Genomic DNA, 16465 nt, shown 5'->3' on the forward strand with positions numbered 1-16465 from the left:
TAACACTCGACCGACATAACTCATCATATAACTTTGAAATGCGAATGGCTCATTAATATCTCCTCTTATGGCTAGGCGATAAATAGGCTCAAATGCTTCTAAGACTGGTTTAATCATTCTTGTATTAAATTCAATTGATTTTTTAATATCCTCTTCTGTCCATTCTGGACGATGTATTGCAACAACTCTTTCAATTTTCTCTCTCGATTTCCAATTAATAAGAGCTTGCTTAAATTCAATCGCTGCTTGTTTGATTTCTTCTTTGTCCATTTTAAATTGCGTCATTTTACTTTACCTTTATGATGTCATTGGTTTCTACTGGTTCTGCCCATAATTTACGGTTAGGCACTATGGTTTGGGTGGCATTACCCACATTGGTCACTCCAGAAGCGTTAGTCGTTGATGCTATGGATGATTGATACACTCTTGGTGCTTCGCCTGCTTTGGGTTGCATGACAAATACTTTAAAGCTGTTAGCCTGATTGCCTTCAGGTAGTCCTAAGATATCATTGGCTCTATCAGGGTGGGCTTTGACCAAATCATATTGAGCTTGATCTATCCAATAACCAGTATTAGGGCTTGGATTTGGATAATCACAGTGGCAGTTGCTTTACCGTGTTTATCCAGTAACTTCATTCCTGCTTCTAGGATAGAAGCCTTACGCCAACACTAGCCGTCTATCCATAATGGGTGTTCTTAAGTAGTTAAAAAAAATTATATAAACAAAAAAGCTACAACATTACTATATGTCCTAGCTTTTGAGAAATAGAAACATTGAAAAGTCAATTCATTACTTTAGAAAAGTCCGATTAATCTCTTCACCTGTAATAACCTCATCAGTTTCTTCATAATCTTCAGGTTTATCATAATCATATTCAATCTCAAACTTTCCATCAGGATATAGAGTAAAAGTCAGGCCCCATATTCTATCACCGGTTAACTCCAACATCTTATCTCTCAACTCAACAATAAGTTTCATTAAAGCTTTAATATCTATTAATTTAACAGATTTATAAGAATCAATATTATTAATACTAGATAATAAAGTCATTGAACTTAAGTCTGAACCCAGAATGTAAGTAAAATAACGAATATAATCGTATTCCTGTTTTTCATACTTTATCAATATACTACCAATATTATGGTATATATCGCTAAATTCATCTTTCAAAACTTTTCTCCTTATTATTGTGTAAAAGTATATACCGTTATAGTTCCACCTGAACTTATCTTCACACTAAAAAAATGAGGTCTTTTAGAACTACTATTTGGATAATCCATTTCAATTTTTATAGAAACTTTTTTACCAGCCTCAAGCTCTCCTCTAGCAAAGTTCTCCATAGCCTTCCACTTTCAACGATTCAATGCACTGGCTTGTGGAACCATATTTATTCTATCACCTGCACCGCCTAATGAACTTGAAATTAAATGACCACCATGATCTCCAGTTGCATTCTCGTCATTATTAAACCTTATCTCATTCAATTTAATTTATGGATTAACCTTATAGAAAATCCCTTATTTAAAAAGCCATCATTTAAATGATGGCTTTCAAACTATTAAAAGGGCATGTAATCACAATATAGACTCTTGGGATTCATATCAAATTCTTCAGAATCGAAGACAATTTTTCTTTTATCATTATCAATACACCAAAAGGTGTAATCGCTATAGGTGAAGGAGGCACCCTTATCTACATCCTTTATAGGGACGTAAATTTTAGTATTAAACTTTCTTGAAACCTCCTTTAACGCAATGATTACTTCTATAGGCATAACTTCAAAATCAGTCATAATATCTAACATTACTCTAATTTTTACATCTTCAAAATCATATATGCCATCTGTTTTTAAATACCCAACCGTCAACCATATCTCAAACTTGTCATTATCATTATTAAAGCAGTGCTCTATGGTTTCATCCTCACTTTCGATATGAATATTACATGTCGGAAATTTTTCTATCAGCAACTTTTCAAAGTCATTAATATTCATCTCTTTTTCAAAATCAATATTATAGTACCCATATAGTTTATCTTGTTGCATTGTATACCTCTACAGCTCTATTAAAGTCATTTTCATTGAAATCTTTACGTATAGATAAATTCTTACGTACCTGTTCAATACTTCCATTATTTCTTACAATTTCCTGTAAGTTTTTATATTCTCCTCGCGATAATCGAAAAAACTCATTTGGATTACGTGAGGATACAGGTATCAGTTTGTTTGATTTATTATTGTTTCCTTGTGCATGCGTTTGATATGTTCTGCCATTAATTTCAATTTGCATTTCACCATTTGGCCCCCTTAATGGCTGACCGCTGCCTAATCTGATAAGTAAAGCATCGAACTCCATATTGACCCGTCCGCTAACAACTGTATTTACATCTCCAGCCCTGACATTCTTACCACCTATACTATCTATTTTGTGCCTAGTATTAGGAGAGCTAACATTAGGCCGTATCGGCTTCCACAAAGTCTCAAGTACGTCTGATGAAGAATTGAGTCCTTCTACATTATTTGTAGATGATGTCCTAGGCTGGACAGGCTGGAGAGGACGTAGAGCTGTTTCCCGCTGAAATTCCCGATAAGCAGTTTGAAAATTAGGATATGTTCTGTTTGAAGATTGTAGGAATCTACTAAATGCTTGATATTCTAGCGCCTCAGCTTGGCTAATTTGATTATTAGGACGTATTGTCGGAATGCCATTGAAATTTGGAAGGTATCTGCGTATTGCTCTTGTTTCTAAAGCAATAATGTCTCGCCTAATCTGTTGTTGCGGATTTATAACTCGTCCTCTGCGATTCTCCTCAAACACATCCCCAGCCTCCTGCTGAGTCTCTAACCGCTCCTTATTTTCAGCCAGCATCTCCTGTTGCTCTTGAGCGGTATTGGCATTATTAATCGCAGTCGTGTCAATACTGTCCTTCGCCTCAGCGATATCACCACTATTTGCCCATTTACCTACGTTATAAGCTATCTCACCTAAATTACCTATTTTTGAGGCGGACGCCTCACCCATACCATTGCTATGTGCTATCTCTTCGTTTAATACATTAATCGTGCTTGGTGCATCTACTATTGGCTCTACTTGACCATTGGCAACTGTGACGCCATCGCTTCTATCAAGCGCACCCCTATCCAGATAAATATCTAGTTGTGTGGTTTCATTGGCTGAATCTAAGGCGGCTTATTTGATATAATACAAAAATAAATAGCAATGGAATCAAACTTCATCTAATTTTATGCTAAATGCTGTATAGCCATCTTCAATATCCTGTTCAATTAATTCTAAGGCGATTCGGTTATTCCTTCGTGCTTCCTCAACTGTATTAACTGAATTGATTCCAGCATAGCTATTTACCCAACCATCTCGAGGTTCATATCTTTTATGCCCATCTTCCTCATGTAATATACCTCCTTCATACTGTTTGATATAAAAATTAAAATCTGCAGCTATATGACAGACTTCCAAAGCAGCGGTTATAGTTAAATAGTGAGGTCTAGTTTCTTGAAAACGGTTTTGAATATATGCTTTACCATTATCAAACCAAGATGGTTCTTTATTATTTTCGTTTTTAAACATAGGAGTCATAATACTTTTACCTTATTTCCATTGAATGCGGCTATCTGGAACCCAGTTTGGATCGTTTTTATCAGAGATATGCACCACCTCTCCTGTGACATCGTTAATTACAACATGGCCTCCATCCTTTGTACCATAAACACTTGCAGGATCATCACGACCCTTACCATCTGGAGTTTTATTAGGGCTCCTCTTATCAACAGATGAGCCTGAAGGTTCATTATTTTCAATCAAATCTTTAATCTCATCTTCTGTCCAGCCCCTTGGCTCAACCTGATCTTTAACCTTATCATCAATTGTTATATCTTTATCAGACGAAAATATTCCTCCTATTTTTGAACCAGTCATTAACACACTAAATATAACGACTGATCTGACTGCATTGTTAGCTTTTACTGCACTCTCTACAACTCCTTCAGCACAATCTGAATTAGCACATGCTACACCACCTGCAGTAGCCGCACCAGCAGCTGCAGCTCCTTCAGCGCCAAGTATGATAGGTACTACACTATTCTGAAGCGAGTCTTTAGTTTGTAGCTTTTTAAGCTCATTATCAAAGATTACTTGCTCTTCTGGTGTTAAGGTAGCTCTTACTTCTTCGATTTTCTTAAAAATTAAAAGAGTATTATAGACATTTTCACTAGTCTCATAACCTAAAGCAATTGCATCTTCTACATTGCTTCCTATTGTTTCAATGTTATCTAATAGCTCCTTCTGCTCATCGATAATCTCATCTCGACCCGCCTTGGTAAACACCCTTGCATCAATATTGGCATCAACATCAAGCCCTGCGGTTTGCTGATCTTTGATGATGATTTCGGTATTGAGTGCATCACGGTTGACACCCGCTAGGCTATCTTTGCCTGTGATTGCATCACTGGTAACGATAGCACCTTCGCCTACGGTCGCCAGCGTTTTACTTTCAAACTCATTGGCATTATTGCCAACTTGTATGCCAAGGTTGTTAATGCTTTGACCTTGTTTCCCTGTACCTACCCCAATACTTCCTCCAATGCTACGTTGCTCATTAGTATCAGTGTTGGTGATATCTTGGGTCGTTAAGGTGTCGGTGGTGAAGTTAAGTGTGCCATTGCTTTGGTTGCCATCGCTATCAGTTTGGATATTGGCGATGATACCGCCTATGTTGGTGGTGTCGCCTACTGTGATAGATTGCTTGTTACCTCTATCGATGATGCCGCTTTGTTCACTGGCTATGCTGCTTTGTGAGCTGCCTTTTGCTTTGTTGGCCCCTAGACTGCCCCCTGTCGGTATTGGTGTGCCTGTGGCTATGTTAGCATTTATGCCGATATTGGCACCTTTGCTGTTGTTACTGCTTTCACTGGTGTTTTGTACGGTTTCAATGTGAAGTTTATTTGTGGTATAGCTACCTTCACTTTCGCCACTTATGTCAATACGGCCGCCATTTAAGGTGGTGGTATCGGCATGACCCTTTAGGCTACCAACATTAAGATTAGTATTGGTTTGGGTGGTGCTAAGACTTTGGGAGTCGCTCTTTTGGGTGCTTAATCCTAAGCTTACGTTGCCTGCGGTGTTGATGCTGGCGGTTTGGGCGTTGGTTTTGCTGTTGCTGTTGGTGGTTGTGGTGTTGGTGCCTGATGTTAGGGTAAGATTGTTTAGGTTATCGATGTTAAGAGTACCAAGGTTGGCTGTACCACCAATCATGGTAAAGTCATCGCCGACAAAGGTGGCGTTGGCTGCATTTAGTTCGGTGCCTTGCCATGTGCCTACGCTTTGGGTGTCTGTGCTGGTGGTTTTACTATGTTCGCCTGAAAGATCTGCTGTAAAGCCACCTGAAAGGCTGGAGCCCGCTGCTGCGGTTGCTGTACTGCCTAGGTTAATTTGTGCATTAGCTAGATTGACCGTTGCCGCAGCTAGGTTGATTTCATAGTCTTTGATGGCATCTTGACTAAGCTCGCCGCGAGCGGCTCTGTCTTTGGCATCCCTAAGCTCATTTTTGGCAGCGGCTAGTGCGGATGTGGCTTCTTTGACTTGTTCAGCAGCTTTAACAGCATCTACTGCTATATGACGCACTTCGGCACTGACGCGGGTGGTGTCTGTTGTGTTCTCATTAGTGGTGGTTTGGGTGTTTTGTATACCATCTAAGACGGTGGTTTTAGCACCTAAGACGAGATTACCTGTTTCAGTGTTGGCATTAAGTTTAGCAGCAGTGGTGGTAAGGCTACCATCCGTCATACCGCCAAGTACAGTGATGTTATCGCTGTTTATTTCTACGCCTTGATTAGTGCCTGATGTTATGGTGGTGCTATCTTCGATATCAGTTCTGACAATTGCGCCAAGCTGTAGGCTGTCATCAGTGAATTTCATGCCTTCACCGCCCACTATTTCTTCTTGGTCATAGTTCTGAGTTTTGCTGGCGGTAGTTGCGACCCCTAGATTGATATCATTGCCTAATATAACAGTTTGACCACCTTCGGCAGTGCTGTTAATTTGCGTACCTTTGGCGTTAACGGTGTTGCCACCTATTAAAACATTGTTGCCTTCTAGAGTGCTGACTTCTTCACTGGTGATGGTGGTGTCATGACCGCTACTTTTACTCACGGTGATACCATCAGTGATACCTAGTGCGCCGCCTACGGCACCTGCTACTTGCATGAAGCCTTTGACGATACCTTTATAGCCTTTTTGTTTTTGTTTCCATTCTCGGTTTTCAAGCTCTATGAAGACCTATGACATTAAAGAGGATAAACGCAATTGTACAAAGTTTTTATTTGCGCCCCAGTCTATCGACATAAGTGATGATGTTAGGCAACCTATGCTTACCTTAAAGTTGCTGTACAAAGTTTTTTGCTTCTGTTGTATTAATGCCGATACTAGTCACATAAAGCGGATGCTTGCTAATACCTCGCCATACCGCATAAGTGTCACTAATATCTTTAAACTGATTTTTGGCGATACCGATAACAGGCTTTTTTGTTTGTAGGTTATCATAAAGATATTTGCCTAATCCTGCTTGCTCTTTGCCATCTAAGAAAACATAGCCATCAATGATAATGACATCGAATGGCTCATGTGTTTGGTTGATTTGATTAATTAAGGCGAGCAGACAGGGCATTTCTCGCTTATAGAACTGTCCTGACTCATAAGGGGCGACGTCATTTACGATAACAATATGTTCGCTTAGTATGCTATTTGACTCGACACCTTGAAAACGTATTCCTGATACTTTCGCTGTCTCGGTTTGCGTTGTAAGGTCGGTTTGATAGTGGACGTCTAGGATTAGATAAATCAATGGAATTCCTTTAGATGAGTTTAAGCTCAGTAATTGGTCATAAACAACATCGTCTATTTTTTTAATCAGACAATACTCTTTTAACTAGGGCGTGTCCCTAATTGGATTATGAGACTAAAAATGAGATAGATTTTTGTCAAACACGGATGATTTCGAAGATAATATGCATATATTAGCTAGAAGTTAGACACAGTTTGGCGAAAATATAGCCATTTTTAGTCCATAACTCATGTAATTTGCAAATAGGGACACGCCCTAATATTAGACTGACCTTATTTTGAAGTTAGTAAGACCTTACTTTAAGGTTAGTAACAGTCGCTTTAAGCTTTTCTTTTGTTTCTAACGAACTACCTCCCATAAGAATTATTTCTGTTAATGAACCAAACACCTGCTTGTTATTAAAGATACTAAAATTTGCCAATCCATCTAGCCCATCTAACCCATTGATTAATAATTTTTTAATATCCTGAAAACTATCATTATTTGACCATATCTCAAATAGCTCATTGATAATATTTTTATCGAATCCTAATATCATAAATTCATCAAAAGTAAAAGTTTGATAACTATCGATCATCTTATATACGTCAGGTAAAGGTATTGGACAACTTGTATAGGGTTTGTCTTGTAAAACGCTTTTAGTCGCAGAGAATTCTCCAATATTTTTAGTAACTGGATTATATTTTATTCTAATCTGCTCTACTTCTTCCATGTTTCGCCAATCTACATAAGAAAAAAATACCTCATCTACTCTAAACCCATCATAACTATATGTTAATCCGTCAGGTTTATAAAATAATTCAAAACTTACTGGTAAAAGACTGTCTGTATTCCAAGTTATATGATTCCCAGAATAACCATCATCGGTGATATAGTTTTCATACAGACATTTTCCCTCTACAAAGTCATACACCATTCCCGCATATGACTTATCCTGATAACACAATCGTACATCATTCCAACAGTCTGGCAACTGATCATAATGACAGTCTGGACTATGTATAGCTGACTGATCAACCTGCATTATTGAAGGCGGACTTTCTATACATAGAGATATATATGGTTCAGTAATAGTACCGTTATGAACGATAAAGGGCGCTATTTGACTGTCTTCTTTATCAAAAAAGATAACCCCTGTAAATAGCATACCTTGGTAATACCATTTATTATCTACTTGGGTTAGTAACGTTGATTTGAGTCTGAGCATGTTATTCATATTATTCTTCCCTAACAAAACCATTCACACTATCAGCTGGATTGACTCTACCTTTATTATCTTTCCATCTTCTACGTAATTTACCGCCATCATTATATGTAATAGGCTTATAAACGCCTTATGCAGCTTTTAATATTGGTACTGTTTATTCAGACCTAAAAAAGCTGGGCTTCTAGCCCAGCCTTGTCTGCTAGTCGCCTCTTTTTATTAGAGGATTTTTGAGTAGTGTATCTCCATACTCTAAAGGAATTCTACCCCAAATTATTTGCATAATATGATTAAAGCGATCTATACATTCATATCCCTCATCCTCATTGAAGTTTTTTAATTTTAAACTACTTGCTTCCCAGTAACTTGAAGGCAGTTTCTGATTTTCTATTACAACGTTTATACCACGACTTAAATAATGTAGATTTGCTGCAAGCTCTCTGTGTAATACCTTAGTTTCACCTAAACTACTAGCCAATTTAATAAGATAATATTCCAAACTCCAATATTTCTCGACTTTCCAAATACGCTCTTCATGTAATGCATGGTAAAAAGAGTTTTCATTCCAAAATATTTCTTCGCACTCTTTGTATTCATTTATATGCATCGTTAGTCTCCTATTTTAGCCATGTTAGCGTCATAAGTTCCATTACGCGTCTGCTTACTACCTAAACCTTCTACGGAATTTGCTTGCTTCCAAACCCCTCCATTGTGAGCACCTTTGCCGTCTCCACTTCCTATATCACGAGAAATAACTTTTCCTGTTTTTGGATTTAAAAAAGCAGCTGGACCACCTCGACGAGTAATTTTTTTTGTATAGCCCATACTCTTAGCCGCTTCAAACGCTTGCCCATCAGTCTCATAGTATACCCTCCCTGGTACAGCTCTAGCACCGTCTCGATTCGGAAAGGGGTTATATGAACTAGCTCTTTGCTGAGCCTTAACATCATCAGGCGCATAAGTTTTAGGATTATACCAGCGTCCATCAAGACCTTGATAAGCGGTAACTCTATCTCCTGTTTGTGGATCAGTAAATGTATGATAAGGACGACCATCTGGTGTTGTTTTACCCGTAGGCGTTGCATCATCAGGAATGCTTGTCCAACAGTCTTTATTATGAACCCAAATACCATCAAGCCCACCTAAACCACGGATAAAGAAGGTGTGATCTATATTAACCTCTAAGTTATAACTATCAAGCGGTACTTGTTCTACCACTACTTTAGTGATGGTTTGCCAGTCACCGTCGTCATCTAAGACTCGATAACCCACTTCTAAATCAGAGGCATTAATCCAGTAAGCGTTTTGGATGTTGCCTAGGTAATCTTTCTCGAGAGACGGCTTTGCAGGCGTTAAGTCATTTCCATATTGGGCAAAGTAAGGGTGCAGACTGTCCGATACGATGGTTTGGCTATTACCGTTGGCATCTGTAATGGTCACATAGGCAGTATCAGGGTCGATACTATTCATGGTCTGTAGGACTTTATTAAAGCTCATCAGTCCTGTTATTTGATTGCGTGACCAGACCATGTCGCCTATTTGTACTTGCTCAATAGGCTTGTAGCCATTTATGGTCATGACTTCCATGTCACCACGAAATGAGCAGTCAATAGCTCGTAGGGCTGTAGGGGGATTATCTACACGAGTTGCACCACCCCCACCATTAGAAGGATAAGTAGAGTTGCTTGTTGGTCTATAACTATTATCAGCAGATGGTGTACTCACATAATTATCGATACTTTGTTTTTGATCTGAAGAAAATTGATTACCCCGACTATCTACAAAAATAGGAAAAAAGCTATTGCCATCACTTCCGTAACCATTAGGCCATAGTATATGACCCTCTTGATTGATAATAGTCGTATTATCAATTTTTCTACCTCCTAAGTAAGGTACAAAAATCTCTGAAGGATTATATTTTTCATAACCTGTGGGTATTACAATTGGTGGTAGTGCACTGACTGAATTAGTCGCTTTATCCTTCACTAATACATCGGCTCCTTGAATATAAAGCTCATATTGGCCGCCCCTATTAGTAGTTCCTTGTATGGGAACCATTTGTCCATTCTCAGATTTGTAGTCTGCAGCAGTTATTAGACCTGAGTTTCGAGGTGATGTTATATGGTTAGAGGGTATAGTGTTATTTAAATTGTTATAAGAGCTTCGGTTATTTTGAGGTATGACATCACTTGACTGATTACTAGAACCTTTTAAACCTTGTTCTTCTATTAACAAAGCCAATTCATTGCTATTATAATCTAAATTACTTTTCTCAATAGCAATATAGTTCTGTTGTTTCTTAGCATTATCTATTATTTGATCATATCGATTAAGTCGAGTTGCCGTTTCTGCCTCATAATTGCTGTTAAATTTATCTGTATTATTATTATATTCAGTAGCTGATTTTAAGTCTTTACTATTAACACCATTTACATTCGGTTGTTTGTATGTAGTTAGTGGATTGCTATCTGATCCGCTATCATTTCGTTTATTAGGAAAATTTAAATCTATGTCATTAATGATGTCTCCAGCTTTATTTACTGTCTTTTTGGCAGTTATTCCAATACCACTACTAGTGAGTCCTAATATAGCCTCAAATGCTATAGTCGTTTCTGCTTGTCCTGCTAAATAGAAGTCGTCATTGGTCGTTCCTAGCAAATCTGCATAAGCAATATCTTTTGCCAAACCAGCATATTCTACAGGAAGGTTTGCAAGCGCTTGGGCAATTTGTTTTGTTACTCCAATAGGGTCTTGTAAAGCCGCATAGTATAAATCTTTAATATCTTGCGGCATATTAGCTATATCTTGGCCTAATTTCTTAAGTGCAGCTTGTGATCCTGCATAGTATGCCGCCTCTTGTGACTTACCCATATTGTAATATGCTTGTCTTGCATCATTATTCACAAATCTAAGAAGATTAATATCCTGTCTTAATGATGTCATATCATAATCAAAACTATCTGGATCCTCCTTAATAGCTTTAGCTAATACAGCATCATTTGACTCAAGCAACTCTTTGTTTTCAACTTGCGTTACCGCATCTTTACCATCTCCAAGCAGGGCTCTATACTCGCCAATCTTATCTTGATTAGCATCCATACTAGCTGATACATTCAAGTCTGCTGCTATTCCTGCTAAGTCAGCTAACCATTCGTCTTCTACGCCATAGTCATGACTCACCTCATGACCCACAACCTTAATTACATCAGAACGATTTTCAAGCGCACTATCTATTGCTAGGATTTGGGTATTGGTAGCGCCTCTTGCCTGTAGCTTTTGAGTTAGTGTGGTAATTATGACATCAGTACTTAACCCTGTGCTATCTACAAGTACTTGGATTGCTTCTTGGCTATTAAGCAGCGCATCATAATTACCTTCTTTGTAAGCCTGTATAACCGCACCTACATTAGGGTTATTAGCGACAACGGCAGCCATCCTTGCTGGAACTTTCGCACTATTAATAGCTTGAGATACACTCTGGTCACCTTGGACAAAGCTACCTACTGTTGCCACTGCTTGAAGTCCCGATGACGCGGTTATTTTACCGATAGTCTTAACATTCTTCCCAAGCTCCTTCTGCTCATCGATAATCTCATCTCGACCCGCCTCAGTAAACACTCTCGCATCAATATTGGCATCGACATCAAGCCCTGCGGTTTGTTGATCTTTAATGATAATTTCGGTATTGAGTGCATCACGGTTGACACCCGCTAGGCTATCTTTGCCTGTTATCGCATCACTGGTGACGATAGCGCCTTCGCCTACGGTCGCCAGCGTTTTACTTTCAAACTCATTGGCATTATTGCCAACTTGTATGCCTACATTGTTAATGCTTTGACCTTGTTTCCCTGTACCTACGCCTATACTACCGCCTAGGTTGCGCTGATCATTGATGGCAGTGTTGGTGATATCTTGGGTCGTTAAGGTGTCGGTAGTGAAGTTAAGTGTGCCATTGCTTTGGTTGCCATCGCTATCAGTTTGGATATTGGCGATGATACCGCCTATGTTGGTGGTATCGCCTACTGTGAAGGATTGCTTGTTACCTCTATCGATGATGCCGCTTTGTTCACTGGCTATGCTGCTTTGTGAGCTGCCTTTTGCTTTATTGGCCCCTAGACTGCCCCCTGTCGGTATAGGAGTGCCTGTGGTTATGTTGGCATTGATACCGATATTAGCTCCTGAGCTGTTGTTACTGCTTTCACTGGTGTTTTGTACGGTTTCAATGTGAAGTTTATTTGTGGTATAGCTACCTTCACTTGCGCCACTTATGTCAATACGTCCGCCATTTAAGGTGGTGGTATCGGCATGACCCTTTAGGCTACCAACATTAAGATTAGTATTGGTTTGGGTGGTGCTACGACTTTGGGAGTCGCTCTTTTGGGTGCTTAATCCTAAGCTTACGTTGCCTGCGGTGTTGATGCTGGCGGTTTGGGCGTTGGTTTTGCTGTTGCTGCTGGTGGTTGTGGTGTTGGTGCCTGATGTTAGGGTAAGATTGTTTAGGTTATCGATGTTAAGAGTACCAAGGTTGGCTGTACCACCAATCATGGTAGCTTCATTCTTACTTCAAGATTAGAGGCTTTAAGCCAACCTTGTCCGTCAATCCAGAACGGATGCTCTTCGGTGGTGCTGAAGATTATAAATAAAGACGACAATATAAAATATATCTTCGCCTCTTTTCTTGTCTAATTTAAATCGTCTTGATCTTGATAGCTTTTATTCAAGTAATAAAAGGATCTTCATCATAAGGTTCTTTAACAAAACCAAACCCAGTTAACCCTGCATCAATCACTCTTTGTTTAAATTCGTCTGTTACATAAATACTTGTCGCACTATCAGGTAACACAAACATACAGTTATCACCTATCTCATCTTCTCGAAAAACCCATTTAGTCATACTTCCGAAATAACCTTTTCCTGCATTTTTACCAGAAGTTTGTATCTTGCCTTTTGATTGCTGACGGTCAATAGCATCAATCACTGTGTTCACCACCACCATGTAATAGGGAGTGTCTGGTTTGTCTTCTAATTTAACAGGGTATAGCGTGGCATGTTTTCGCCAAATATCCGACAGCGCATCCACCGCTTTTTGACTGATTAATTTTTTAACCCCTGATGAAACACAATCACTAATGATTTTGTTTTTTGTCTGTCCATCTGCTATATATTGTACCAATAGAGGCGTTCTCCATTCTGATAGTGGTGGTAGTGGGTCTCCTAAAATGGGGCTATCCCATCTGATAGCACTTTTATCCGACTCCTCTTTTCCACCATAATCTGCATATTTCATGTCTGGGTTAAACCATTTATATATCATATAAATTTCCTACTATTTATTTAAATATTATTGCGAACGTCTATTTAATGGGGTGTAAGTATTATCTAATAATTGATTTCTAATGCTTTGTAATTCTTTGATAGCTTCTTGTTTAGATGTCACGTGTTGCAAATCATTCCAAACAGCTTCTTCATATGCCCTCGTATGCCTCCCACAATGTATCATACCCGAAGCCCCAGAGGTGCCACATCCTGGTAGGTAAACGCCGTTAGCAGGCGCATTAACATCTATATCAAGTTTCTTCAATAGATCTTGAGTATCTCTACCTGCCTGAGTAGATCTTCCTACTATATGGTGTGCTTGAGTACCTTTTGGTTTCGGAACGCCTGCATTACTTAGGTTTCGTTGTAGTATAGTGCCACTATGTTCTCTACCTAAGGTTAATGAAGCTGTACTATTAACATCTGCCTTACGATATATATCTTTAATAAGTTGGCAGCACTTGTCATTATGAACCCAAACACCAAGTTCACCAATATGATACGTACTAAACTCTTGTACTTCAAAGTTGTAAACAGTATCTGTTTCCTCTAAAGCTGTTTGGCTAATCACAGTAGCAGTTGCTTTACCGTGTTTATCCAGTAACTTCATTCCTGCTTCTAAGATAGAAGCTTTACGCCAGCCTTGACCGTCTATCCAGAATGGATGCTCTTCGGTGGTGCTGAAGGTTTCTTCTAAGCCATTGTCATGCTGTACTTTAACTTCATAAATCGGAATATTGGGTGTAACTTTAGTTGCGACAACAGGGCGATAGTCGTACTTCTCACCAAATTCTTCTCGTGACCAAACCAACTCACCACGTTCAATCTTTTCTATCGGTTTTAAACCATTAATAGTATGAATTAATGTACCTGCGGTGAAGCAGTAAGTGCCATTACATATTCTATTAAGATCTAATCCATTCGTCATGCCTCCACCATTAATCTGTACATTAGGCATCTGTAAAGGATTAGTACCGCTTATTTTTACTGTATTTTTAGCAATATATGATGAACCTCCTCCAAAAAGAATACCAGCCGTAAATAGCATTGTTTCGGCTTGACTTTTAGTAAATCCTGCAGATTTTAATTGATCAAGAATTATATTAGGATTTTGCTCTATACCAGTTTTGCCAAAATTTCTAAGTCCTGTAAAAACATCATCAGCACCTATATAAGCACCACCAGCAGCCATAGCACATCCTGCACCCAGCGTTTCTGAACAAGTTATTCCGCCTACTACTATAGCTCCAACGAATTCTACTAGACCGCCTGCAGTCTGTACCATGGGACCTATATATTTTGTAGTGAAACTATTATTTGCAGCTAAAAAGGCCTTTTCCTTTTGTTTTGCCCATGCTTTAACTATTTCTGGATATTTATATAATTCAGAGGTTGCAGAGTTTTTCAATCCGATATCTTTCCAACTGCTAGTAGCTATGTACATTAAATCGTCTATAGCTTTGACACATCTCGAACTTGTAGAGTTCCTGCAGTCTAATAATACCTGTTTACTTTCCTTTATATTTTTTAAATCGTTTCCTCCATATGCACCCGCATTATCCTCAACCGCCACCTTAGCAGTTTCCCCCGCATTCACCGCATCCGTGACTTCACCTGTCGAAGCGCCTATTGCTACACCCGCTAAGGTAGTGATATTGCTAATCGTATCCTTTTGTTCAGCGGTTAGCTCACTTGGATCTTCTACTTTATAGATATATTTTGACAATAAGGTAGCAGTAACCTCCCCTGAGCTTGCAGATATGCCCCCTGTTAAGGCATCGTTACCTGTAGCAGCACTTACCGCTGCTCCTAATAGGGCATGGGCGAGTAGATGCTGTGGGCTGTTAACCCCTGCAAGCTCTGTATTTTGATTTATCTCATTTTGAACGTCATTGTCTTTAAAGTATTGTCCAATTTTATAAGCCACTTGGGGACTTACCGCTTTGGCAACATAACCTGTTGCACCATTAGCGTTTGGTCCGTATAAAGCACTGCTGATACCGTCAAACAATAAAGCTTTTTGTTGTATATCGTTTGCTTGTTCTAGTAAAGCATCTCTCGCTGTGTAATTACCTAATGCTTCTTGCTCTTTTGCGGCATCTCGAAGCTTTTGCTCATCTTTATTAAGCTCTATCTTTATCTTACGACGCTCTTGATCAAACGCTCTCGTAATTTCAACCTGAGCCCCAAGCTCCTCATTAACGGTACTGGCATCAAAACTATTAACCAACATCTCATTTAAGCTATCTTTGGTAGCCGTGGTCACATCAGACTGCCCTGCCATACCTGTTACACCAGCTTTGGTTGTACTGGTTTGACTGTCACCATCACTGCCATAGCCAATGCCTTGCATATTAGCTGAGGCTTTTCCGTTAGACTGACCCAAGCTTACGCCAACTGCTATGGCTTCACCGTCATAGTTACTATGGTTTTGGATATCTGAGGTGTCTATACCTTGAGCAAAGACAGTCTGGTTGTCATCAATTGAGGCTGTGGTGAACGCGGCGCCTTTAAAGCTGCCTTTGCCGCCAACCTTTAAGTCTGATTGCTGAGTGTAAATACCCGTTTGCTCAGTGACGGCGGCATAGTCGGCATCAAGGTTAGTCCTACCACCGTTGATAGATAGGTTAGAGCCTTTACCCTTACCAACTATGTCAATATCGGCACTAAACCCTGCATTTTTCTGCTTGCTGTCATACTTGTAAGTGTCTTGCAGGCTCTCTGCGTTTAGATCCCCTGCCACTTGCCCTGTGAGTGTGTCTGTGGTGAGTACACCGCCTTTGATATTGACATCATTGCCGATATCTAATGTGGTGGTGCCGCCCACATTGATGTGACTGTTGGCATAAGTGGTTGCGTTACTGTTGGCATGGCCTTTAGCGCCACTGGCGTTAAGGGTGATACCTGCGCTTGTCTCTCCACCTGGGTTAGTAGCGGCATAAGCCCCTATTCCAAAGCTTGAGCTTTTGTTGTTGCTGCGTGTTTGCTCGGTTTGTGCCACGCCGTTTATATTTAAATCATTGTCTGTTTTAAATAGGGCATTATTAGCGACACTGATGTCACTGGCATTGATGTTGATATTACTGTCT

The 16465-nt window shown here is 39.4% G+C and carries 15 protein-coding genes and 1 pseudogene; all 16 read right to left on the reverse strand.

Going from position 1 to position 16465, the window contains the following annotated elements:
• Nucleotides 1-285, reverse strand: a pseudogene (locus tag AC2SLT_RS12635) (hypothetical protein); the annotation flags it as partial.
• Nucleotide 286: 1 nt separating this feature from the next.
• Nucleotides 287-538: a hypothetical protein gene (locus AC2SLT_RS12640; protein WP_486548009.1), complete on the reverse strand. Its 252-nt coding sequence runs from the start codon at nucleotides 536-538 to the stop codon at nucleotides 287-289.
• A gap of 252 nt (nucleotides 539-790) precedes the next feature.
• Nucleotides 791-1171 (reverse strand): immunity protein YezG family protein, encoded by a 381-nt coding sequence (locus AC2SLT_RS12645; protein ID WP_486548010.1) that lies wholly within the window; start codon nucleotides 1169-1171, stop codon nucleotides 791-793.
• Nucleotides 1172-1185: 14 nt separating this feature from the next.
• Complete coding sequence (locus AC2SLT_RS12650) at nucleotides 1186-1341, reverse strand: hypothetical protein (protein ID WP_486548011.1); 156 nt, start codon at nucleotides 1339-1341, stop codon at nucleotides 1186-1188.
• A 12-nt stretch (nucleotides 1342-1353) separates the two neighbouring features.
• The gene (locus AC2SLT_RS12655) at nucleotides 1354-1485 is read right to left on the reverse strand and encodes a DNA/RNA non-specific endonuclease (RefSeq protein ID WP_486548012.1); all 132 of its coding nucleotides are present in this window, start codon (nucleotides 1483-1485) and stop codon (nucleotides 1354-1356) included.
• Nucleotides 1486-1559: 74 nt separating this feature from the next.
• Entirely contained in the window at nucleotides 1560-2045 is a 486-nt protein-coding gene (locus tag AC2SLT_RS12660) for a hypothetical protein (RefSeq protein WP_486548013.1), read from the reverse strand.
• On the reverse strand, nucleotides 2032-3021 hold the full coding sequence (locus AC2SLT_RS12665) for a hypothetical protein (RefSeq protein ID WP_486548014.1): 990 nt from the start codon (nucleotides 3019-3021) through the stop codon (nucleotides 2032-2034). Before AC2SLT_RS12665 ends, AC2SLT_RS12660 begins: the two co-directional genes overlap by 14 nt.
• A 204-nt stretch (nucleotides 3022-3225) precedes the next feature.
• Nucleotides 3226-3594: a hypothetical protein gene (locus AC2SLT_RS12670; RefSeq protein WP_486548015.1), complete on the reverse strand. Its 369-nt coding sequence runs from the start codon at nucleotides 3592-3594 to the stop codon at nucleotides 3226-3228.
• Nucleotides 3595-3606: 12 nt separating this feature from the next.
• Entirely contained in the window at nucleotides 3607-6219 is a 2613-nt protein-coding gene (locus tag AC2SLT_RS12675) for a colicin E5-related ribonuclease (RefSeq protein ID WP_486548016.1), read from the reverse strand.
• A gap of 169 nt (nucleotides 6220-6388) precedes the next feature.
• Nucleotides 6389-6856, reverse strand: coding sequence for an endonuclease V (locus AC2SLT_RS12680; RefSeq protein WP_486548017.1), 468 nt, complete (start codon nucleotides 6854-6856; stop codon nucleotides 6389-6391).
• A 283-nt stretch (nucleotides 6857-7139) separates the two neighbouring features.
• Nucleotides 7140-8072 (reverse strand): hypothetical protein, encoded by a 933-nt coding sequence (locus tag AC2SLT_RS12685; RefSeq protein ID WP_486548018.1) that lies wholly within the window; start codon nucleotides 8070-8072, stop codon nucleotides 7140-7142.
• Between the two features lies 1 nt (nucleotide 8073).
• Nucleotides 8074-8175 (reverse strand): colicin E3/pyocin S6 family cytotoxin, encoded by a 102-nt coding sequence (locus tag AC2SLT_RS12690; RefSeq protein WP_486548023.1) that lies wholly within the window; start codon nucleotides 8173-8175, stop codon nucleotides 8074-8076.
• 87 nt (nucleotides 8176-8262) lie between these two features.
• Nucleotides 8263-8667: a hypothetical protein gene (locus tag AC2SLT_RS12695; protein ID WP_486548019.1), complete on the reverse strand. Its 405-nt coding sequence runs from the start codon at nucleotides 8665-8667 to the stop codon at nucleotides 8263-8265.
• 2 nt (nucleotides 8668-8669) lie between these two features.
• On the reverse strand, nucleotides 8670-12605 hold the full coding sequence (locus AC2SLT_RS12700) for a polymorphic toxin-type HINT domain-containing protein (RefSeq protein WP_486548020.1): 3936 nt from the start codon (nucleotides 12603-12605) through the stop codon (nucleotides 8670-8672).
• A gap of 172 nt (nucleotides 12606-12777) precedes the next feature.
• Nucleotides 12778-13374 carry an imm11 family protein gene (locus AC2SLT_RS12705; RefSeq protein ID WP_486548021.1) on the reverse strand — a complete coding sequence of 199 codons (597 nt, stop codon included), beginning with the start codon at nucleotides 13372-13374 and terminating at the stop codon, nucleotides 12778-12780.
• 27 nt (nucleotides 13375-13401) lie between these two features.
• Nucleotides 13402-16465, reverse strand: a 3064-nt coding sequence (locus AC2SLT_RS12710) for a hemagglutinin repeat-containing protein (RefSeq protein WP_486548022.1), incomplete at its 5' end; no start/stop codon positions are given.

The organism is Psychrobacter sp. CX18 (assembly GCF_057396215.1).

Coding starts and splice junctions, on each gene's coding strand:
- AC2SLT_RS12650 (WP_486548011.1), bottom strand. CDS start 1,341: ATGGAGAACTTTGCTAGAGGAGAGCTTGAGGCTGGTAAAAAAGTTTCT.
- AC2SLT_RS12660 (WP_486548013.1), bottom strand. CDS start 2,045: ATGCAACAAGATAAACTATATGGGTACTATAATATTGATTTTGAAAAA.
- AC2SLT_RS12665 (WP_486548014.1), bottom strand. CDS start 3,021: ATGGGTGAGGCGTCCGCCTCAAAAATAGGTAATTTAGGTGAGATAGCT.
- AC2SLT_RS12670 (WP_486548015.1), bottom strand. CDS start 3,594: ATGACTCCTATGTTTAAAAACGAAAATAATAAAGAACCATCTTGGTTT.
- AC2SLT_RS12675 (WP_486548016.1), bottom strand. CDS start 6,219: ATGCAAGTAGCAGGTGCCGTAGGCGGCGCACTAGGTATCACTGATGGT.
- AC2SLT_RS12685 (WP_486548018.1), bottom strand. CDS start 8,072: ATGAATAACATGCTCAGACTCAAATCAACGTTACTAACCCAAGTAGAT.
- AC2SLT_RS12695 (WP_486548019.1), bottom strand. CDS start 8,667: ATGCATATAAATGAATACAAAGAGTGCGAAGAAATATTTTGGAATGAA.
- AC2SLT_RS12700 (WP_486548020.1), bottom strand. CDS start 12,605: ATGATTGGTGGTACAGCCAACCTTGGTACTCTTAACATCGATAACCTA.
- AC2SLT_RS12705 (WP_486548021.1), bottom strand. CDS start 13,374: ATGATATATAAATGGTTTAACCCAGACATGAAATATGCAGATTATGGT.